Origin of the sequence: Streptomyces sp. NPDC059534 (assembly GCF_042743475.1) — a bacterium.
Lineage (GTDB): Bacteria > Actinomycetota > Actinomycetes > Streptomycetales > Streptomycetaceae > Streptomyces.
Genome location: NZ_JBHWAQ010000028.1, coordinates 40,795 through 61,155 on the forward strand (window position 1 = coordinate 40,795; position 20,361 = coordinate 61,155).

The following is a 20,361-nucleotide window of genomic DNA, read 5'->3' on the forward strand; positions in this document are numbered from 1 at the left end:
GCGACATCCTGCGCGAGGAGGCGCCCGAATGACCCCGTACCCGCATTTGCTCAGCCCGCTCGACCTGGGGTTCACGACTCTGCCCAACCGGGTGATCATGGGGTCGATGCATGTCGGCCTGGAGGAGACCGAGCACGGCTTCGAGCGTATGGCGGCGTTCTACGCGGAGCGGGCGCGGGGCGGGGCGGGGCTGATCGTCACGGGTGGCATCGCGCCGAACGAGGCGGGGCGGCCGTGGGACGGCGGGGCGAAGCTGACGACGGAGGAGGAGGTCGCGGAGCACCGGCTGATCACCGGGGCCGTGCATGCCGAGGGTGGCCGGATCGCGATGCAGATCCTGCACTTCGGCCGGTACGCGTACCACCCCGGACTGGTCGGGCCCAGCGCGATCAAGGCTCCGATCAGCCCCTTCGTGCCGAACGAGCTGAGCGACGCCGAGGTCGAGCAGACCGTGGAGGACTACGCGCGCTGCGCCGAGCTGGCCAAGGAGGCCGGGTACGACGGCGTCGAGGTCATGGGCTCCGAGGGCTACCTCATCAACGAGTTCATCGCGGCCGCCACCAACCAGCGCACCGACCGCTGGGGCGGTTCGTACGAGAACCGCGTGCGCTTCCCGCTGGAGATCGTCCGGCGGATCCGCGAGCGGGTCGGCGCGGAGTTCATCCTCGTGTACCGGCTGTCCATGCTGGACCTCGTGCCCGGCGGTTCCACGCTGGAGGAGGTCGTCCAGCTCGCCAAGGAGATCGAGGCCGCGGGCGCGACCATCATCAACACCGGCATCGGCTGGCACGAGGCGCGCATCCCGACCATCGCGACCTCGGTGCCGCGCGGCGCGTACACCTGGGTGACGAAGAAGCTGATGGGCGCGGTCTCCGTGCCGCTCGTCACCAGCAACCGGATCAACACGCCCGAGGTCGCCGAGGAGATCCTCGCCGACGGGCGCGCCGACCTCGTGTCGCTGGCCCGGCCGTTCCTGGCCGACCCGGCCTTCGTCGCGAAGGCCGCCGCCGGCCGCGCCGACACCATCAACACCTGCATCGGCTGCAACCAGGCGTGCCTGGACCACACCTTCAACCTGAAGATCACGTCCTGCCTGGTCAACCCGCGCGCCTGCCACGAGACCGAGCTCGTCCTCTCCCCCACTCGTCGCGCGAAGCGGATCGCCGTCGTCGGCGCGGGCCCGGCCGGCCTCGCGTGCGCCGTGTCCGCGGCCGAGCGCGGTCACGCCGTGACGCTCTTCGACGCCGCCGCCGAGATCGGCGGCCAGCTGAACGTCGCCAAGCGGGTGCCGGGCAAGGAGGAGTTCGACGAGACGCTGCGCTACTTCCGCGTCCAGCTCGACGAGCGCGGGGTCGAGGTGCGGCTCGGCACCCCGGTCGCGGCCGGTGACCTGGACGGTTACGACGAGGTCGTCGTCGCCACCGGTGTCTCGCCCCGTACGCCCGGGATCGCGGGCGTCGACCACCCGAGCGTGGTCAGCTACCTGGACGTGCTGCGCGACGGCGCGCCCGTCGGCGAGCGCGTGGCGATCATCGGCGCGGGCGGCATCGGCTTCGACGTGGCGGAGTTCCTCACGGACGGCGGCGAGGGCGCGAGCCAGGACCCCGAGACGTACTTCCGGCAGTGGGGCGTCGACACCTCGTACGAGAACCGGGGCGGGCTGCGCACGCCCGAGCGGAACGCGCCGCCGCGCCAGGTGCACCTGCTCCAGCGCAAGGACTCCAAGGTCGGCGCGGGCCTCGGCAAGACGACGGGCTGGATCCACCGGACCGAGCTCAAGCACCGGGGCGTGACCATGGTGGCGGGCGTGTCCTACGACCGGATCGACGACGAGGGCCTGCACGTCACGATCGGCGGCGAGCAGCAGCTCCTGCCCGTCGACACGGTCGTGCTCTGCGCCGGCCAGGAGCCGCGCCGGGACCTGTACGAGGAGCTGGTGGCGGCGGGCCGCACGGCGCACCTGATCGGCGGCGCGGACGTGGCCGCCGAGCTGGACGCCAAGCGGGCCATCGACCAGGGCACCCGTCTCGCCGCCGCCCTGTGACGGCCGCTCCGTGATCACCGTGGCCGGCCGAACCTAGGATGCGAGCATGTCCCTCCCGCACGCGATCCTCACCGCGCTGCTCGAAAAGCCGTCCTCCGGCCTCGAACTGACGCGCCGATTCGACAAGTCGATCGGCTACTTCTGGTCGGCCACGCACCAGCAGATCTACCGCGAGCTGGGGAAGCTGGAGCAGGCGGGGCACATCCGCGCCCTGCCCGCTCCGGTGCCCGCGCGGGGACAGAAGAAGGAGTACGAGGTCCTGCCCGCGGGCCGGGCGGAACTGAGCACCTGGGTCGCCCGCTCGGAGGACCCGAAGCCGATGCGCGCCGCCCTGCTTCTGCGGATGCGGGCCGCCGCGGTGGTCGGAGGCCCCGGGCTCCGCGTCGAGCTCCGGCGCCATCTCGCCCTCCACCGCGAGCAACTGGACGAGTACCTCGCCATCGAGAGCCGGGACTTCCCGGCGGACCGCCGCCACACCGAGCCCGACCGGCTCCGCCACCTCGTCCTGCGGGGCGGCATCGACATGGAACGGTTCTGGGTGGAGTGGCTGACGAGCGCCCTCGCGGAGCTCGGCACGGAGTGACCGGACCGGTCCTGGCGGAAGCGGGGCCAGCAGTGGAGGTCGACGGCCCGGTGGACCGGCTCGGGCCAGGGTCTGGTCTGCTCCCGCGCGGCATCGGCGAGGCGGTCGGCGCTGTACCTGAGGTCCCGGACGACCACGGAGCACCAGGGGTCGCCCCGGAGCCGGGCGTCCGGCAGCCGGCGGCGGGAGCGGGGAAGGTGGTGTGCGGTGCGTGCCATACGACTCCATGGGTGACGATCGCCGGGTGTCTCCCGGCGGCTACCTGAAGTCGGTGGGTCCGGTCGCGCGTTCGGATGCCATGGAGCCCAGCCTAAGCGGGCCCGGTGGCCCGGTGGCCTGGTCGGGCGGGGGCGACGGGGGTGGTGGGGGCGTGGATACTGGGAAGTTGTAGTTCCACGACGTGAAAGGGCGGGTATGGCCGACGACTTGGGGCATCGGGTGACACGTCACGCGGTGGTCATCGGGGGAAGTCTCGCAGGACTGCTGGCCGCGCGGGTGCTGGCGGAGCACGCGGAGAAGGTGACGGTCGTCGAGCGCGACCGTTTCCCGGCGGGGCAGGAGCCGCGGCCGGGTGTGCCTCAGGGGCGGCATCTTCATGTGCTGATCGCGGGCGGGCAGACGGCGCTCGACGAGCTGCTGCCGGGGTTCATGGAGGAGCTGCGGGAGCTCGGGGCGCCGAAGGTGGGCGTTCCGGAGGACATGGTGCAGTGGCAGAACGGGCAGTGGTTCCGCCGGACGCCCGCGACCGCGCACTTCTACACCGGTCCGCGCCCGCAGCTGGAGTGGCTGGTGCGGCAGCGTGTGCTGGCCGACCCGCGGATCGAACTGGTCGAGGGCACCGAGACGGTGGGGCTGACGGGGGACTCCTCGCGCGTCAGGGGCGTACGGCTGCGTGAGCGCGGCGCGGGGGCCGACAAGGAGACCCGGGTCCTGGAGGCCGATCTGGTCGTGGACGCGTCGGGACGGTCCACGAAGGCCGCCGACTGGCTGGCGGGGATCGGCGCGGAGGCCCCGCACGAGGAGACGCTGGACACGGGGCTGGCGTACGCGACGCGGGTCTACCGCTCGCCGGCCCAGGACCCGGGCACGGACGCGGTCGGCTACTACGTGGTGCCCAATCCGTCGCAGGTGTACAGCGGTGTCGTGCTGCCCCTCGGGGACGGCCGGCACCTGGTCACCCTCTCCGGGCTGCGGGGTGACGAACCGCCCACCGACGAGGCGGCTTTCGAGGAGTACGCGAAGCGCCTGCCGCATCCGGTGGTGAGCGACTGGCTGGCGCGGGCCGAGGCGGACTCCCCGGTGTACGGCTTCCGCAAGACGGCCAACATCCGGCGCCGGTACGACCGTCCGGGCCGCCGTCCGGCCGGCTTCCTCGCCACCGGCGACGCGCTGTGCGCCTTCAACCCGATCTACGGGCAGGGCATGGCGGTCGCCGCGCTCACGGCGGTCGCGCTGCGCAAGGCGCTGGCCGACCCGAAGCGCGGGGCGAGCACCCAGCGGGTGCAGCGGGCGCTGCTCGACGCGTCCCGGCAGGCGTGGGACATCTCGGCGGGCGCCGACAAGAAGATGCCCGGCGCCACGGGCGACGCGGCGCGGCCGGGGCCGGCGGACAAGGTGGTCGGCTGGTATCTGCGGCGGGTGCAGGAGCGGGCGGCGGGCGACCCGGTGGTGGGGGCGCCGTTCCGGGCGGCCCTGACCCTGACCGCGCCACTGACGGCCCTGTTCGCCCCGGCGGTGGCCCGGGCGGTGCTCTTCGGCCCGGTCCACGAGACGCCGGCGGAGCCGCCCCTGCGGCGCGACGCGTAGTCCCCTCGCGGGTGAACGGCCCCGGGTGGCTCCTCGGGGGTGTCTTGCGGTGCCGGGCGTCGCCGGCCCGGCCTGATCGGCAGGACACCCCTCAGGCGCCCGGGGCCGCCGTGATCATGCCGGCGGCGATGGCGGCGCCGAGGGCCGCGTAGTCGTCGGCGTTCTGGCCGGCGTAGGCGAGGGAGAAGTCGGCGACCGCCCGGTCGAAGACGTCGGTGGTGCCGAGGTAGGCGGCGATGGCGATCCGGTCGCCGGTGCGGGCGTGGGCGCGGGCCAGGGCCCGGCCGCAGAGCCGGCCGTAGTCGCGCAGGCGGCTCGGGGACATGGTCTCCACCTCGGCGGAGCCCTTCATGTCGCGCAGCTGGCGCCAGTAGAAGTGGCGTTCCTGGGGGCCGGTCATCCAGCCGAGGAAGATGTCGCTGGCGGCCTGGGTGAGGCGCTGTCCGCAGACGACGCGGCGGCCCTGGTGGGCGTACGCGGAGGGGGCGAGGTACGGCTCCAGGACGGAGTGGCCCGCCTCCTTGATCTGGAGGATGAGCGGGTCGGTGGCGTCACGGCCTTCGAGGAGGAGGACGAAGCAGCGGGTGCCGACGCTGCCGACGCCGACGACCTTGCGGGCCGCGTCGACGAAGTGGAAGCGGTCGAGGAGGACCCGTCGCTCCTCGGAGAGCGAGCTGCGGTAGTCGCTGAAGATCTTGCCGAGGGAGACCCGGTCGAGGTCCGTGGTCCGTTCGAGGAGCGGCGGGTCCTCGGCGAAGTGCCGGGCGCCGGAGTCGTCGGTCTCGGTGAGTTTGCCGAGGGCCTGGAGGCTGGTGCGGCGCCGGGCGCGGGCGAGCCGGCCGGCGACGAGGGCGCGTTCGTCGCGGCGGACCAGGGTCAGGAGGTCGTCGGCGGCGATCCGCTCGTACCAGACGGGGAGTTCCCCGAGGCCGGCGAGGCGGCGCATGGCGGTCCGGTACGCCTCGACGGTCACGAGGGCGGCGCGGTGGGCCTTGGGCTTGGTGCTGCCGTTCTGGAGGGCGGCGACGGTGACGCTGGCGGCGAGGCGCTTGACGTCCCATTCGAAGGGGCCGGGGAGCGTCTCGTCGAAGTCGTTCACGTCGAAGAGGAGCGTCCGTTCGGGTGAGGCGTAGACGCCGAAGTTGAGCAGGTGGGCGTCGCCGCAGAGCTGGACGGTGAGTCCGGTGTGGTGCTGGGCGCCGAGGTCGGCGGCCATGACGGCGGCGGCGCCGCGGAGGAACGCGAAGGGGGAGACCGCCATCCGGCCGTAGCGGAGGGGGGCGAGGTCGGGGAGGCGGTCCTCGGACTGGCGTTCCAGGACGTGGAGCGCGTCGGGACGCTGGGAACTGGGTATCCAGCGGCCGTGCGAGGAGCGGGACACGCGCTTGCGGGCCGCCTTGCCCTGGTCGGCGCGCTCCGACGGTGTCGTCATCCGGCCTCACCCGCCTCTTCCTCCGCCACGGCGTCGTCTCCGCCACCTGGAACCTCATTAGAAGTCGCGGTGCTCCTTTCGGCCACTCTGTCGGGCCGCCCTAGCTAAATGGTTTAGACCAATGATAGGAATTGATCACCCACACGGCCCATGCGGTCACGCTGAGCGAAGAGAGGGTTGAACATGGCCGAGCCCGATTCCGAGGCGGCGGCGGAACCGCCGCTCTATCTCCGGGTCGCCGCCGCCCTGCGCGAGGACCTCGCCAACCGGCACATCTCCCCCGGCAGCCGGCTCCCGTCGGAACGCACCCTGGTGCAGCGCTACCACGTCAACCGGCAGACCGTGCGCAGCGCGCTCCAGCTCCTGCGGGACGAGCGGCTCGTGGTCACCGACCGGCGGGGGACGTTCGCCGCCGCCGGGGCGGGCGCGGCCGACGCCGAACCGGCCGCGCCCGTCCTGACGGCCCGCCGTCCCACGTTCCCCGGGGGTCCGCGCGCGGCCGGGGCGCTGGTGCGCGCCTCGCTGACCTGGGAGCCGCCGCCCACCCCGCTGACACCCCGGCTGCTGCTCGCTCCCGGCGAGCCGACCCTCGTCCACCGGCACGTGGTCCTCGGGCCGCAGGGGTCCGCGCTCCAGCGGGCGGTGTCGTGGTTCTCACGGCCCGCGCTGACCGAGATCCCCCAGCTCGCCCGCTACCGGCGGGTCAGGGACTTCCACCACCAGCCCGATCTGCGTCTCCTGTACCACTGGATGCACCAGGCGGGGCTGCGGATCACCCACCGGGAGTCCGTCGGCGTGCCGCCGGGCCCGGTGACGACGACGGCCGGCGGCGCGGCCCGGCTGCTCGTCCACCGGGTGGTGAGCGACCAGCACGGCCACGCCCTGGAGATCACGGACATCGACGTCTCGGCCCAGTCGGCCTCCTGGACCTACGAGTTCAGCGCCTGACACGGCGACGGGGCGTCCGCCCGTGCGGCGCGACGCCCCTGCCGTGTCGGGTGTCCGACCACGACACCCGTGCGCCCCTGTCCCCCCGTTGCCGGACGAGGGGCGTCAGGGAGCGAAGGGCGGGGTCAGGAGTAGACGGTCGTCCAGTCGCCGCTCTGCTCGCCGGGGACCCACGCGATCGCGTCGTCGTAATACGTGGCGAAGGAGCAGGAGTTGTTCCGGTAGAAGGTGACGCTGACCTCCCCCTTCCACCACCAGCCGCCGATCCAGGTGTCCCGGCTCGGCGTGACGAAGCATCCCGACACCGACTGGCCGCTCTGGTTGTAGCCCTGGATGCGGATGGAGTAGACGACGGTGCTGGTGTCGTGGAAGTGGATCTGCTGGCCGTTCGATCCGGCGAACGACTGACCCGCGGAGCCCAGCACCGCGGCGAAGGCCAGGGCAGCGGCCCCGACGGTGGTGGCAAGCTTCTTGCGCACGCTCATTTTTCCCCCATGAGATGGATCTCGGACGCCTCCTCGCGGGAAGGCGAGGGACATGGAGGCGCGGCTGTCACAGGCCGATGCCACGGTCGATGGCGTGCCGGGCGTCGGGCCCGGGTTGTCGGCCGTGGCTCCGTTCACGCTGTGGCGCTGTCTCCAGCGGAGAATGTAGGCCGGCTCAGCGCGCGGTGGTGTGCATGGCGTGCAAGGTTCCTGCACTCTGCGTGCCGCGGGGCGGCCAGGGAGAAACGCACGGTGTTCGGTAGGGGTGACCCCGTGGGCTTCGCGGAACGCCCGGCTGAACCCGGTCGCGCTGGTGAAGCCCCGGCGAGCCGCGATCGCCTGAACGGAGTCGAACCCGGGTGGGGGCCCACCCGGGTTCGACGAGGAGCGGTACAAGAAGCCCCTAGACGATGCCCTCCGCGATCTCGGCCTCCTCGCGGGGCGTTCCGTAGGTGGTCGGCGTGCCGTAGGAGCGGCGGGCGACGTACCACCAGACGCTGGCGAGGACGAGGACGACGGCGAGCGCGATCACGGCGTAGTTCATGGTGTCGACGGTGACGGGGGACTTCTGCGGCAGGCAGAAGAGGACGGTCACGAGGGCGACCCAGACGACGGCGGTCCATCCGATGGGCTTGCTCCAGCGGCCGAGGCTCCACGGGCCGGGGGTGAACCGGTCGCCGGCGCGCAGCCGGAGGTAGATCGGGATGGCGTAGGCGGGCGTGATGCCGATGACGTTGATCGCGGTGACGGCGCCGTACGCGGTGGCGGAGTACAGCGACGGGAGGGCGAGGACCGCGGCGACGGCGACGGCGAGCCAGACGGCCGGGACGGGGGTCTGGGTGCGGCCGCTGACCTTCCGCCAGAGCGCGGAGCCGGGCAGGGCGTTGTCGCGGCTGAAGGCGAAGACCATGCGGCTGGCGGCGGCGACCTCGGCGTTGCCGCAGAAGAGCTGGGCGACGATGACGACGAGCAGCAGCGCGGTGGCGCCGCCGGAGCCGAGGGCGTCCAGGAGGATCTGCGCGGGCGGGACCCCGGTGGCGCTGTTCTGCGTGGCGGCGTAGTCCTGGATGGCGAAGCTCAGTCCGGCGAGGAGGGCGAAGCCGGCGATCCAGGAGACCCAGATGGCCCGCACGATGCCCTTGGCGGCGGTGACGGAGGCGTTGGAGGTCTCCTCGGAGAGGTGGGCCGAGGCGTCGTAGCCGGAGAAGGTGTACTGGGCGAGGAGCAGGCCGATGGCGGCGACGTAGAACGGGTTGGCCCAGCCGGTGTCGTTGACGAACTCGGTGAAGACGAAGTCGACGGACTGGTGGCGGTCGGGGACGAACGCGAGGGCGCCGACGATGACCGCCACGCCGGCCAGGTGCCACCAGACGCTGATCGAGTTGAGCACGCTGACGAGGCGGACGCCGAACAGGTTGAGCACGGCGTGCAGCAGCAGGATCGCGAGGAAGATGAGGAAGGTGGAGCCGGGGGTGGGGGTGAAGCCCCACTGGAGGTTGAGGAAGGCCCCGGTGAAGAGGGCGGCGCCGTAGTCGATGCCGGCGATGGCCCCGAGGAGGCCGAGGAGGTTGAGCCAGCCGGTGTACCAGCCCCAGCGACGGCCGCCGAGCCGGTCGGCCATGTAGTACAGGGCGCCGGAGGTCGGGTAGGCGCTGGTCACCTCGGCGAGGGCGAGGCCGACGCACAGGACGAAGAGGCCGACGCCGGCCCATCCCCAGAGCATGACGGCGGGGCCGCCGGTGCCCATGCCGAAGCCGTACAGGGTCATGCAGCCGGAGAGGACCGAGATGACGGAGAAGCTGATGGCGAAGTTGCCGAAGCCTCCCATGCGGCGGGCGAGGACCGGCTGGTAGCCGAGTTCTCTCAGCCGCGCCTCCTCGTCCTGCGCGGGTGGTGGCTTGCGTATCGCGTCGCTGGGGGCTTCGGTGCGGGACATGGGTACCTCCGGGGGGGGACGGGCGGTGAGCGGGGCAGGGCACACGGGGGTGTGCACGGGGGGTGTACGTGGGGGGCTGTGCGGGGTGGGGCCCGGGCGGGCCTCAGTCGTCGAGACAGCGGGCCCGGGCGCGCAGGAAGACCTCTTCGGCGAGGGCGCGGTCGTCCGGGCGGGCGGTGCGGTAGGCCCAGGGCAGGGTGGTGTAGTACGGGCCGAGCGCCTCGAAGACCCGGGCCGCGTCGGGGAAGCGGAGGGCGCCGAAGAGGGCGTGCGCCAGGTGGTTGAGGTCGAGCAGCGAGGCTTCGTCGGTGGCGCAGAAGAGGAACCAGTCGTCGAGCGCGCGCCGGGCGTCGCGTACGGCGTCCTCGGCGACCCAGTGGAGGTCGAGGGCGCGCTCGTGGCCGCGTTCCCGGCGGTAGCGCTCGACGCGCACGTAGAGCGGCAGCGCGTGGAGGGCGGAGCCGACGGGGGCCGCCGAGGCCGCCCAGTGGGAGTAGTTGACGGCCTCGGAGAGCGGTCCGGAGCGTCGGGCGTAGACGAACTGGAGCATGCGGTGGTGCGCTTCGCGGTTGTACGGGTCGCGTTTCTCGGCCTCGGCGAGCAGGCCCCAGGGGCCGGGGGGCAGCATCGGGGCGGGTGGGGTGAGCCGGTGCTCGGCCATGCGCTGGCGTTCGTCGAGGGCGGCGAGGGCGATGAGGCCCACCCAGGGCACGGGGTCGGCGGGGGACCGCTCGGACGCCTCGCGGCAGGCGGTCCACGCCTGCTGCCAGAGCTCCCGGGTGCGGGTGTGGCCGGAGCGGTGGGCGCGTACGGCCCGTTCGACGGTGACGCGGCTGTGCATCACCGCCGCGGCGGGGCTGTCGGGCTGTTCGGCGCGCCAGGTGTGGACGACGTCGGTGCCGGCGGCGACGGCGGCGAGGACCTGGGTGCGCCGGGTCCAGCCGTCCCAGCCGGTCGTCTCGTCGAGCAGCCGGGCCATGGCCACCCAGCGGCCGGTGCGTAAGTCCTGGACGGCGTTGCGCAGGGCGTGGTCGTGGCCCGCGGGGTGGTAGACGGGCCGGAAGCCGTGTGCGGCCATCAGGGGGTGGGGGGTGTGGTCGACATGGGTCCTCGGTGGATGGAGGGGGTGGTCAGTCCCCCGGCGGGCGTCCCGGCCGTGATCGGCGATCACTATAGAGGGCGATGGATGGCACCGGTCCACTTTCTTTCTTGACAGTAACTATCCGGCCAACGACTGAATTTGACTTACCGTCAGGTATGTTCGTGGACCTGACGGGATCGCCCGCCGGGGCTTGACGGCGGGTCGCGCCGACGGCACCCTGACCCCTTTCGGTGATCGGATGATCACCGTGAGGTCCAGGGACGGGAGCAGCACGATGACAGGCGGCCCGGTACTCGCCGTCGACCAGGGGACCTCGGGCACGAAGGCCCTCGTCCTCTGCCCCGAGCGCGGCGTCATCGGCAGCGGTACGGCGCCGGTCCGGCCCCGCTACCTGCCGGGCGGTCTCGTCGAGGTCGACCCGCGTGAGCTGTACGACTCCGTCGTCGCCGCGGGGCGGGCCGCCCTGGCCGAGGCGGGCACTCCCGTCGTGGCGGTGGGCCTCGCCAACCAGGGCGAGACCGTGCTCGCCTGGGACCCGGGGACCGGCGAGCCGCTCACCGACGCCCTGGTGTGGCAGGACCGCAGGGCCGCCGGGATCTGCGCCGGTCTCGACGCGCACGCCGAGCGGCTGCGCCGGCTGACGGGCCTCCCGGTGGACCCCTACTTCGCCGCGCCCAAGATGGCCTGGATCCGCCGCCACGCCACCGGCGCCGGCGTCGTCACCACGAGCGACTCCTGGCTCGTCCACCGGCTGACGGGCGCGTTCGTCACCGACGCGGCGACCGCGGGACGGACGGGCCTCCTCGACCTCGACACGGTCTCCTGGTCGGACACCGCCCTCGACCTGTACGGACTCGGCGGCGAGCGGCTGCCCCGGGTCGTGGACTGCGACACCCCGGTCGGCACCACGACGGCCTTCGGTCCGCCGCTGCCGCTCACCGGCCTCCTGGTGGACCAGCAGGCGGCCCTGCTGGCACAGAGCGCCGACGACCCGGCCGCCGTCAAGTGCACCTACGGGACCGGGGCCTTCCTCCTCGCGCAGACCGGGGCCGAGCCGCGACGCGCCGCCTCGGGCCTGGTGAGCTGTGTCGCCTGGCGGCTCGACGGGCGGGTGACCCACTGCCTGGACGGCCAGGTGTACACGGTCGCCTCGGCCGTCCGCTGGCTCACCGACCTCGGCGTGATCGCCGGCGCCGAGGAGCTCGACACCGTCGGCGGTTCCGTGCCGGACAGCGGCGGCGTCACCTTCGTGCCCGCCTTCGCGGGGCTCGCCGCGCCCTGGTGGCGGGGGGACGTGCGCGGTTCGCTCACCGGGCTCGGCCTGGACACCGGCCCCGGACAGCTGGTCCGGGCCCTCTGCGAGGGGATCGCCGCCCAGGTGGTCGAGCTGGCCTCGGCCGCCGCCGCGGAGCGGGGTGCCCCGGCGTCCGCCCTGCGCGCCGACGGGGGTCTGACCCGGTCCGCCCTGCTGATGCAGACCCAGGCCGATCTGCTCCAGGTCCCCGTCGAGGTCTCCTCGTCGCCCGACGCCACGGCCCTCGGGGTGGGCGCCGTCGCCTCCCTGGGGCGCCACCCGGGGCTCGCCCTCCGCGAGGCCGTGCCGGGGTGGAAGCCCTCGGCCGTGTACGAGCCGCGGATCTCGGCCGACGAGGCCGCCGCGCGGCTCGCCCGGTTCCGCACGGAGGTGGCGGCCCTGCTCGACCGCGCCGGAGGCGACGGCGGTGCGGGGGCGGCCGGATGAGCGTCACCCGGACGGGACCGCTGCCGGCCGACGGGGCCGCCGCGTACGACGTCGTGGTCGTCGGCGCGGGGGTGGTGGGCTCCGCGATCGCCCGCGCACTCGCCCGGCATCCGCTGCGGGTCGCGCTGGTGGAGGCCGCGAACGACGTCGGGGACGGCACCTCGAAGGCCAACACGGCCATCCTGCACACCGGTTTCGACGCGGCTCCCGGCACCCTGGAGGCGCGGCTCGTCCGCACGGGCCACCGGCTGCTCGGCGCGTACGCGCGGGAGGCGGGCATCCCCGTGGAGCCGCTGGGCGCCCTCCTCGTCGCCTGGGACGAGCAGCAGCGCGCCGCCCTCCCCCGACTCGCGGAGAAGGCGGAGCGCAACGGCCACCGCACCACCCGGCTGCTGTCGGCCGCCGAACTCGCGCTGCGGGAGCCTCACTTGGGCCCCGGTGCGCTCGCGGCTCTGGAAGTGCCGGGCGAGTCGGTCATCTGTCCGTGGACGACGACCCTGGCGTACGCGACGCAGGCCGTCCGCTCCGGTGTGGACCTGCATCTCGACTGCCGTGTGGAGAAGGTGCGTCCGGGCGACCCGTACCACCGCCTCGTGACCCGGCGCGGGGTGCTGCGGGCCCGCCACCTCGTGAACGCCTGCGGGCTGCACGCCGACGGCTTCGACGCGCTGCTCGGCCGCGAGGACTTCACCGTGACCCCGCGCAGGGGCCAGCTCCTGGTCTTCGACAAGTTCGCCCGCGACCTCGTCCGGCACATCCTGCTCCCCGTCCCCGGACCGCTCGGCAAGGGCGTGCTCGTCTCGCCGACCGTGTACGGGAACGTGATGCTCGGGCCCACCGCCGAGGACCTGGACGACAAGACCGCCACCGGCACGACGGCCGAGGGGCTCGCCGGGCTGCGCGAGCAGGGCGGCCGGATCCTGCCGGCGCTGCTCGACGAGGAGGTCACGGCCGTCTACGCCGGGCTGCGGGCGGCCACCGGCCAGGAGGACTACCGGATCGCCGCCCACCCGGAGCTGCGGTACGTGACGGTGGGCGGGATCCGCTCCACCGGGCTCACCGCCTCCCTGGCGATCGCCGACCACGTGCTGGGGCTCCTCGCCGACTGCGGACTCGACCCGGGTCCCGAACGCCCCCTCGTCCCGGTCCGCATGCCGAACCTCGGCGAGGCGTTCCCCCGGCCCTACCGGGATGCCGGCCTCATCGCGTCCGATCCCGACTTCGGCACGATCGTGTGCCACTGCGAGCGGGTGACCCGCGGCGAGATCCGGGCCGCGTTCGCCTCCACGATCCCCCCGGCGGGGCCGGACGGGCTGCGGCGCAGGACCCGCGCCCGCGGCGGGCGCTGCCAGGGCCATTTCTGCGGCGCGGAGCTGCGGGCGCTGAGCGAGGAGTACGGGGAGGGGGCCCGGTGATCCGTACGGTCGACGTGCTCGTGGTGGGCGGCGGCCCCGCCGGGCTCGCCGCGGCCGCCGGTGCCGCGGCGGGGGGTGCGGGCCGGGTCGAGGTCCTGGAGCGGGAGGCGGCCGCCGGCGGGGTCCCGCTGCACTGCGCCCGGCCGGGGTTCGGCGCGGACCCAGCGGGCCGCCCGCTGGACGGCCCGGCGTTCGCGCGGCGCGCGGTCCGGGCGGCGCTGCGGGCGGGCGCCACCGTCCGCACCGGTGTCTCGGCCACCGGGTGGGCGGGGCCGCTGACCCTGGAGGTGACCGCCCCGAGCGGGCTCGAAAGGATCCGGGCCCGGGCGGTCGTCCTCGCGACCGGGGCCCGCGAACGGCCGCGCAGCGCCCGTCTGGTGCCGGGGTCGCGGCCCGCCGGGGTGCTGACGACCGGGGAACTCCAGCGGACGGCGGCCCGGTTCGGGGGACGGCACGCGTACCTCGGCCGGCGGGCGGTGGTCGTCGGCGGCGATCCGGTGGCCCGCGGCGCGGTGCGGACGCTGCGGCAGGCGGGCGTGACCGTGGTGGCCGTGGTCACCGGACTGCCGGGAGCCGCACCCGGGTCGGACGCCTCCGTGCCCGTGCTCACCGGAACGGTGGTGACGGAGCTGATGGGCCGCGGCCGGCTGACCGGGGTCGCGGTCCGGGGAGCGGACGGCCGGGCGGCCGTGCTGCGGTGCGACACGGTGGTGTTCACCGGCGACTGGATCCCCGACCACGAGCTGGTCCGGGCCCGTGGGCTGCCGCTCGCGCCGGGCACCCGGGGCCCCGTGACCGACGGCGCCTTCCGGACCTCCGGGCCCGGGGTGTTCGCCGTCGGCAACCTGCTCCGCGGCGGGGAGCCCGCGCTGCGGGCCGCCGCCGAGGGGCGTGCGGTGGCCGGCGCCGTCCTCGCCCGGCTCGCCGGCGCGCCCTGGCCGGCCGGCGGGGTGGCCGTGGTGGCCTCGGGACCCCTGCGGTGGGTGACACCTGGGCTGCTCGGCCCGGAGGCCGTCCCCCTGCTCGTCCGACCGGAGCGCCGGCTGGTGCGGCCGGTCCTGACCACCCGCCAGGACGGGGTGCAGCTCCGGAGCGACCGGCTGCGCGGCGCGCTGGCCCCGTGGCGTTCGGTGCGGCTCGGGGCCCGGTGGACCGAAGGGGCCGACCCAGCGGGCGGCCCGGTGGTGGTCGGCGTCGAGGAGTGAGCGGGGGCCGACCGACGGGGCTGCGGCGGCCGGGGGGTTCGGCCACACTGGGGCACATGCCGGACAAACGCAGCGCGGGTCTCCTGGTCTTCCGCCGTACGGCGGGCGAGGGCTTCGAGGTCCTCATCGGTCACATGGGCGGGCCCTACTGGGAGTCCCGCGAGGAGGAGTCCTGGTCGATCCCCAAGGGCCAGTACGAGCCGGACGAGACCGCCGAGGACGCCGCGCGGCGGGAGTTCCGCGAGGAACTGGGGCTGCCGGCGCCGGAGGGCGAGTGGTTCGCGCTCGGGGAGTCCCGGCAGCGGAGCGGAAAGATCGTCACCGTCTGGGCCGTCGAGGGCGATCTCGACCCGGCGCGGGTCGTGCCGGGCACCTTCACCATGGAATGGCCGCCCCGGTCCGGCATCCATGCGGAGTTCCCGGAGATCGACCGGGTGGGCTGGTTCGCCCCCGAGGCGGCCGCTCCGCTGCTGGTGACGGGTCAGCGGGTCTTCCTGGAACGGCTCCGCGCCCACCTCGGCGGGCGGGGCTGACCCCGATTGTCAGACCCGTACGAGAGGGTGGTGAGCGCCGAACTGTCGAGAGGGAGCCCGACATGACCACGTTCACCGCAAGCGAGCGCGCGGCCGCCCAGGCGTACCTGCGGCTGCTGGAGTCCACCCAGGCCGTGCTGACCGATCCGCAGCTCGCCCCGTACGCGGGGGTGATGCTGACCCATCCGATGGCCGAGGCGGACGAGGCGCTCCGCGCCGCGGGCCTCTCGGGGAACGAGGACCGCCTTTTGCGGCTCGTCTCCTCGCTCCGGGTCTCCCCCGCGACCGCGTGGGGGCGCACCGGCTGAGCCGGTGCGCCCCCGGGCGCGGAGGGGGGTGTCAGGCGCCGGGGCGGACGGGGAGGGCGCGGACGCTGTTGCCGACGAAGCCCGCGTGGCGGGTCAGCTCGTGCTCCGGGAGGGCGAGGTCCAGGTCGGGGAAGCGGGTGAAGAGCGCCTCCAGGGCGATCTCGGCCTCCATCCGGGCGAGCGGGGCGCCCAGGCAGTAGTGGGCGCCGTGACCGAGCGAGAGGTGCTTGACCGTCGGCGTACGGGTGAGGTCGAAGCGGTCGGCGTCCGGGCCGTGGGCCTTCGTGTCGCGGCCGGCCGCCGAGTACCCGGCGAGGACCGGGGTGCCGCGCGGGATGAGGGTGCCGTCGACCGTGAGGTCGCGGGTGGGGTAGCGGAACGGGAAGTAGCTGACCGGGCTGTCCCAGCGGAGGGTCTCCTCCACGACGTCCGCCCAGCAGGCCCGGCCCTCCTGGACGAGGGCGAGCTGGTCGCGGTGGGTGCACAGGGCCCGGACCGCGTTGGTGACCAGGTTCAGGGTGGTCTCGTGGCCCGCGATGATCATCAGGACCAGGGTGCCGAGGAGCTCGGGCTGGCTGAGCCGGTCGCCGCCCTCGTCCCGGGCGGCGATGAGGGCGCTGATGAGGTCGTCGCCGGGGGTGGCGGCCTTGTCGGCGGCGATGGCGGCCAGGAGGTCGACGAGCTCGCGGTTGACGGCGACGGCCTGCGCGGGCTCGGTGTCGGTGGCGACGACCTTGCTGGAGAGGTGGTGCAGCCGGTCCTGGTGGACCTGGTCGACGCCGAGGAGTTCGCAGATGACGCCGAGCGGGAGCGGCAGGGCGTAGTGGCGGCGCAGGTCGGCGACGCCGTCGCCGCTGCGGGCGGCCTCGGCGAGTCCGTCCAGCAGTCCGGCGGTGACCGCCTCGACGCGCGGGCGGAGCTCCTCGACGCGGCGGGCGGTGAAGGCGCTGCTGACCAGGGTCCGCAGCCGGCGGTGGTCGGCCCCGTCGGCGGTGGTCATGCCGGGCACGGTCGCGAAGGTCAGCAGCGGCCAGCCCTCGGGTATGCGGCCGTCGGCGAGCGCGGTGAAGTGCCGGGGGGACTTGGCGACGTCGGGGTGGGTGAGGAAGTCCCGCAGGGCGTCGTGGCCGAGCACCGCCATGCCCTCGATCTCCCCGGGCAGGATCACCGGGGTCACGGCGCCCTGGGCGAGCAGCCTCGCGTTCTCCGCGTGCGGGCAGCCGCCCGACGGGTCCATGCGGTACGGGGGCCGGCCGGAGGCGGTGCTGTGCGGTGTGTTCAAGGAAGGCACTCCTGACTGCGGATGCGGGCCGGTTCGGCACATGAGCGGTCAGATCCTACGGTCAACCCGTCGACGTTCGTACGGAGTTGTCCACCGCACCGGCACCGCCCGCCGGGTCTCGGCGGCCGCCCCGGCCGAGGAGTTCGGCCAGGCCGCGGCGGGTGGCGGCCACCACGACCCGGTCGCCGGGGCCGAGGACCCGCTCCGGGTGCAGGCGCCAGCCCCCCTGGCGGTCCGTGCCGACGCCCTGGCCCCGTGCGGCGCCGTCGAGGGCGATGACCCGCCAGGCTCCCGGGACGAAGGCGTCGGCGACCGTCCGGCCGTCCAGGAGCGGGTGGGCGGCGACGTCCACGGCGGCGAAGAGCAGCACCCGGCGCTCGACGGGCACGGCGCCCAGGACCTGGCGGCCCATCATGGCGCCGGCGAACGCGGGCGCGGCGAGGTGGGAGACGCTGCGGCTGCGGGTGACGGCCGTCGGGTGCGCGGTCCGCAGGGTGCGGAAGACGGCGGTGGCGAAGTCGTCGTCGTACAGGCGCAGGACGACCCGCAGGTCGGTGGCGACGGCGCGGGCGGAGAGCGCGGCCTCCAGGTTGGTGATGTCGACGCTGGTCAGGGCGAGGAGGGCGTGGGCGCGGTGGATGCGGGCGGCCTCCAGGACGCCTTCCTCGGTGACGTCGCCGATGACGGTGGGGACGCGCAGCCGGCGGGCGACGGCGATGCCGCGGGCCTCCGGGTCGGATTCGACGCAGACCACGGGGATGCCGAGCCCGCGGAGCCGGGCGAGGACCCGCGTGCCGACCTTGCCGAGCCCGAGGAGGACGACATGGCCGGAGAGGCCGCGCGGCGGACGGCGCAGGGTGGTCGCCGTGCGGAAGGTGCCGAGCCCTTCGAGGAGGGCGGCGACGATCACCGGCAGCAGAAGGAGCCCGACGAACCCGGCGAGGATCTGCAGCAGCTGACGGCTGGTCGGCTCGCCGACGGCCGGGTCGCCGATGGCGAAGATGTCGAGCAGCGTCAGATAGGCGGCGTGCAGGGGGTGGTCGCCCGTGGTGACGGTGGAGGCGAGGGCGAGCGCGAGGACGGCGGCGGCCGCGCCGGCGAGCGACCAGCGCAGGCGGCGGGAGAACAGCGAGGCGACGGGCAGCGCCGAGGCGGCGAGCCGGGCCGCCGGGTGGGCGGGGCCCGCCGGGGTGACCGCTTCCAGGGTGACGGCGGCGCGGCCGGTGGCGGCGGCGACCGTGCGGTCGTCCGGCAGGAGCCGGGGACCGGCGTCGCCGCTGCGTTCGGAGCCCTCGCAGCCCGCCGGGTCGCCCGCCGTGGCGGAGAGCAGGGCGAGCGTGCAGAGTCCCGGGTCGGGGGCCCGACCGGCGACCGGCGGGCGGTCGACCGCGTGCAGCAGCAGTCCGCCGGCCTGGACGACCTTGCTGGTGCCCGCGACGGCGGCCGCGGCGAGGCCGGGAGCCGCGGTGTCGACGTCGGAGAGGACGGTGGTGGCGGCGTCGAGCTTCTCGGGGTCCAGGCCCGGTTCGGCGACGGCGGCGGCCTGGTCGAGGAGGTTCTCCAGGTGCTGGCCCAGCTTGCGGTTGTACAGCCGGATGACCAGCCGCAGGCGGGGGTTGAGGCGGCGGGCGGTGAGCGCGGCCCGGATGTTCGTCTCGTCGTCCTCGTGGACGAGGGCGAGCGCGGCGGCGCGCTCCGCTCCGGCGTCCGTGAGTGCCCGGTCGTCCGCCTCGGCGGACTCGACGACCCGCAGGGTGCCGGTGGGTTCGCCGCCGTCCCCGGTGGCCGCGGCCGGTGCGCCGGGCGTGGTGGTCCGGGTGACGGCGGCGGTCACCCGGCCGAACAGCGCCAGGGCGCGGCCGGTGCGGGCGGCGGGTGTGCGGGGCGCGTCGGGCGGCGTCGGGACCAGGAGGGTGACCCGCTCTCCGTACACCTCGTGCAGCTCGCGTGCGAGGCGGTGCGCGAGGGCGTCGTCGCCGCATACGATCATGTGCCCGGCGGGCTCCGTACGGGCCTGCCGGTCCGTCCGCGAGGCGGGGGCACCGGCGGGCGCGCGGGCGGGGCCGGGCAGCGGCCGCGCGGCCGGCCCCGCGGGGGCCGCTCCGGCGCTCTCGGGCGGAACGGCGTTGGTCTGGTACGGGTGTGAGGGCACGTCACCAGCATGCCCTGCGGCACCGACAGCCGGTCGGGCGGCCGTCCACCACCCGGGCGGCGGCACGACGCGCCGCCGTCCGGCACACCTGCTACGCCGGTCGGCGCACTTCGATCTGCGCGTTCCGGACGCCCTCCCTACGGTGACTGAATGATCGTCATGTCAGCTGTCCGTCATGCTGCCGCCGGTACCGCGGCGCTGCTGTTCGTCCTGCCTGTTCCGGCGGCCATGGCCTCCCCGGCCGCGCCGGTCGGGGAACCCACACCGCCCGCGCGGCAGTACGTCGACCCCGCGCGGCTCGACCGGTCCGGCACCCAGGTGCAGCCGCTGCCGGGCGCGCCCGACGTGCCCTCGGTGTCGGCGCTCTCCTGGGTGGTGGCGGACGCGTCCTCGGGCGAGGTGCTCGCCGCGCGGAACGCGCACCGGAAGCTGCCGCCGGCCAGCACCCTCAAGGCGCTGTTCGCCCTCACCGCGCTCCCCCACCACAAGCCCGCCGAGCAGCACACCGTGGCCGATTCCGAGCTGACCGGGATCGGCGCGGGCAGCAGCCTGGTCGGGGTGAAGGAGGGGTACACGTACAAGGTCTCGGATCTGTGGAACGGCGTCTTCCTCAGCTCGGGGAACGACGCGGTGCACGTCCTGGCCGCCATGAACGGCGGCTGGGACTCGATGGCCCGGCAGATGCAGGACAAGGCGCGGTCCCTCGGTGCCCGGGACACCCATGTCGTCTCCCCCGACGGCTACGACGCCCCGGGTCAGGTCTCCTCCGCGTACGACCTGGCGCTCTTCGGCCGGACCGGGCTCCAGGACCCCGAGTTCAGCCGGTACTGCTCGACGCGTTACGCGGACTTCCCGGCGGGCTCCTGGTCGTACGGCATCGCCAACACCAACCGCCTCCTGACGGGCGCGGACGGGGTGAGCCGCTATCCGGGGCTCCTCGGGATCAAGAACGGCTACACGACCAACGCGGGCAACACGCTGATCTCCGCGGCCCGGCAGGGCGACCGGACGCTCGTCGTCTCGGTGATGAACCCGCAGGGCGGCGGCGGGCTCGCCGTGTACGAGGAGGCCCGGTCGCTGCTCGACTGGGGCTTCGAGGCGGCCGGCAAGGTCCGGCCGGTGGGCTCGCTGACACCGGAACCGACGAAGGAGGCGGCCGGGTCCGGCACCCGGACCGTCGTGGTGTCCGGCCAGGGACGTGACGCCCGGGCGGCGGCCCCCGCCCACGGGGCCGAGGCCGTGGCGGCCGCCGGGAAGGACGACTCCCGGGAGGCGGATTCCTCGGGCCCGTCGGCCGGTCTGCCGCTGGCCCTGATCGCCTCCGCCTGTGCCGCGGCGCTCGCGCTCTGGGGCCGGCGGTTCCGGGCGGCGCGCCGGGGCTGACCGGCC

Annotated in this window: 16 protein-coding genes; 10 read left to right on the top strand and 6 right to left on the bottom strand. The window is 74.6% G+C overall.

Annotated features, from left to right (window positions below; all coding sequences use genetic code 11):
• Positions 1–28 precede the first annotated feature (28 nt).
• From ACFVZH_RS28870 to ACFVZH_RS28880, 3 genes are all read left to right on the top strand, one after another.
• On the top strand, positions 29–2,044 hold the full coding sequence (locus tag ACFVZH_RS28870; RefSeq protein WP_384901742.1) for an FAD-dependent oxidoreductase: 2,016 nt from the start codon (positions 29–31) through the stop codon (positions 2,042–2,044).
• A gap of 46 nt (positions 2,045–2,090) precedes the next feature.
• Positions 2,091–2,627, top strand: coding sequence for a PadR family transcriptional regulator (locus ACFVZH_RS28875; RefSeq protein WP_384901744.1), 537 nt, complete (start codon positions 2,091–2,093; stop codon positions 2,625–2,627).
• A 414-nt stretch (positions 2,628–3,041) separates the two neighbouring features.
• Positions 3,042–4,433, top strand: coding sequence for an NAD(P)/FAD-dependent oxidoreductase (locus ACFVZH_RS28880; RefSeq protein WP_384901745.1), 1,392 nt, complete (start codon positions 3,042–3,044; stop codon positions 4,431–4,433).
• Positions 4,434–4,524: 91 nt separating this feature from the next.
• Here the strand turns inward: ACFVZH_RS28880 and ACFVZH_RS28885 are convergent, their stop codons facing one another.
• On the bottom strand, positions 4,525–5,865 hold the full coding sequence (locus ACFVZH_RS28885) for a DUF2252 domain-containing protein (RefSeq protein WP_384901747.1): 1,341 nt from the start codon (positions 5,863–5,865) through the stop codon (positions 4,525–4,527).
• Positions 5,866–6,048: 183 nt separating this feature from the next.
• On the opposite strand from ACFVZH_RS28885, the gene ACFVZH_RS28890 reads away from it, so the two are divergent.
• Entirely contained in the window at positions 6,049–6,813 is a 765-nt protein-coding gene (locus tag ACFVZH_RS28890; RefSeq protein WP_384901749.1) for a winged helix-turn-helix domain-containing protein, read from the top strand.
• A 125-nt stretch (positions 6,814–6,938) separates the two neighbouring features.
• Here ACFVZH_RS28890 and ACFVZH_RS28895 read toward each other — a convergent pair whose 3' ends face one another.
• The 3 genes from ACFVZH_RS28895 to ACFVZH_RS28905 all read right to left on the bottom strand — a co-directional run bounded on the left by ACFVZH_RS28895 (position 6,939) and on the right by ACFVZH_RS28905 (position 10,312).
• Positions 6,939–7,292, bottom strand: a complete 354-nt coding sequence (locus ACFVZH_RS28895; RefSeq protein WP_384901751.1) for a hypothetical protein — start codon at positions 7,290–7,292, stop codon at positions 6,939–6,941.
• A 409-nt stretch (positions 7,293–7,701) separates the two neighbouring features.
• A complete protein-coding gene (locus ACFVZH_RS28900) occupies positions 7,702–9,234 on the bottom strand; it encodes an amino acid permease (RefSeq protein WP_384901752.1) in 1,533 nt (510 codons plus the stop codon).
• Between the two features lie 103 nt (positions 9,235–9,337).
• On the bottom strand, positions 9,338–10,312 hold the full coding sequence (locus tag ACFVZH_RS28905) for a hypothetical protein (protein WP_384901753.1): 975 nt from the start codon (positions 10,310–10,312) through the stop codon (positions 9,338–9,340).
• 298 nt (positions 10,313–10,610) lie between these two features.
• Between ACFVZH_RS28905 and ACFVZH_RS28910 the strand changes: the two genes are divergently transcribed.
• From ACFVZH_RS28910 to ACFVZH_RS28930, 5 genes are all read left to right on the top strand, one after another.
• A complete protein-coding gene (locus tag ACFVZH_RS28910) occupies positions 10,611–12,077 on the top strand; it encodes an FGGY family carbohydrate kinase (RefSeq protein ID WP_384901755.1) in 1,467 nt (488 codons plus the stop codon).
• Entirely contained in the window at positions 12,074–13,492 is a 1,419-nt protein-coding gene (locus ACFVZH_RS28915; protein WP_384901757.1) for an FAD-dependent oxidoreductase, read from the top strand. Before ACFVZH_RS28910 ends, ACFVZH_RS28915 begins: the two co-directional genes overlap by 4 nt.
• Positions 13,489–14,697 (top strand): FAD-dependent oxidoreductase, encoded by a 1,209-nt coding sequence (locus ACFVZH_RS28920; RefSeq protein WP_384901759.1) that lies wholly within the window; start codon positions 13,489–13,491, stop codon positions 14,695–14,697. The genes ACFVZH_RS28915 and ACFVZH_RS28920 overlap by 4 nt, the downstream gene beginning before the upstream one ends.
• Before the next feature lie 56 nt (positions 14,698–14,753).
• The gene (locus tag ACFVZH_RS28925; RefSeq protein ID WP_384901761.1) at positions 14,754–15,230 is read left to right on the top strand and encodes an NUDIX domain-containing protein; all 477 of its coding nucleotides are present in this window, start codon (positions 14,754–14,756) and stop codon (positions 15,228–15,230) included.
• Positions 15,231–15,292: 62 nt separating this feature from the next.
• Positions 15,293–15,538 (top strand): hypothetical protein, encoded by a 246-nt coding sequence (locus ACFVZH_RS28930; protein ID WP_384901763.1) that lies wholly within the window; start codon positions 15,293–15,295, stop codon positions 15,536–15,538.
• Between the two features lie 31 nt (positions 15,539–15,569).
• Here ACFVZH_RS28930 and ACFVZH_RS28935 read toward each other — a convergent pair whose 3' ends face one another.
• On the bottom strand, positions 15,570–16,775 hold the full coding sequence (locus ACFVZH_RS28935; RefSeq protein WP_384901836.1) for a cytochrome P450: 1,206 nt from the start codon (positions 16,773–16,775) through the stop codon (positions 15,570–15,572).
• A 106-nt stretch (positions 16,776–16,881) separates the two neighbouring features.
• Positions 16,882–18,810 (bottom strand): potassium channel family protein, encoded by a 1,929-nt coding sequence (locus ACFVZH_RS28940; protein WP_384901838.1) that lies wholly within the window; start codon positions 18,808–18,810, stop codon positions 16,882–16,884.
• A 312-nt stretch (positions 18,811–19,122) separates the two neighbouring features.
• On the opposite strand from ACFVZH_RS28940, the gene ACFVZH_RS28945 reads away from it, so the two are divergent.
• The gene (locus ACFVZH_RS28945; protein WP_384901765.1) at positions 19,123–20,355 is read left to right on the top strand and encodes a D-alanyl-D-alanine carboxypeptidase family protein; all 1,233 of its coding nucleotides are present in this window, start codon (positions 19,123–19,125) and stop codon (positions 20,353–20,355) included.
• Positions 20,356–20,361: the final 6 nt, after the last annotated feature.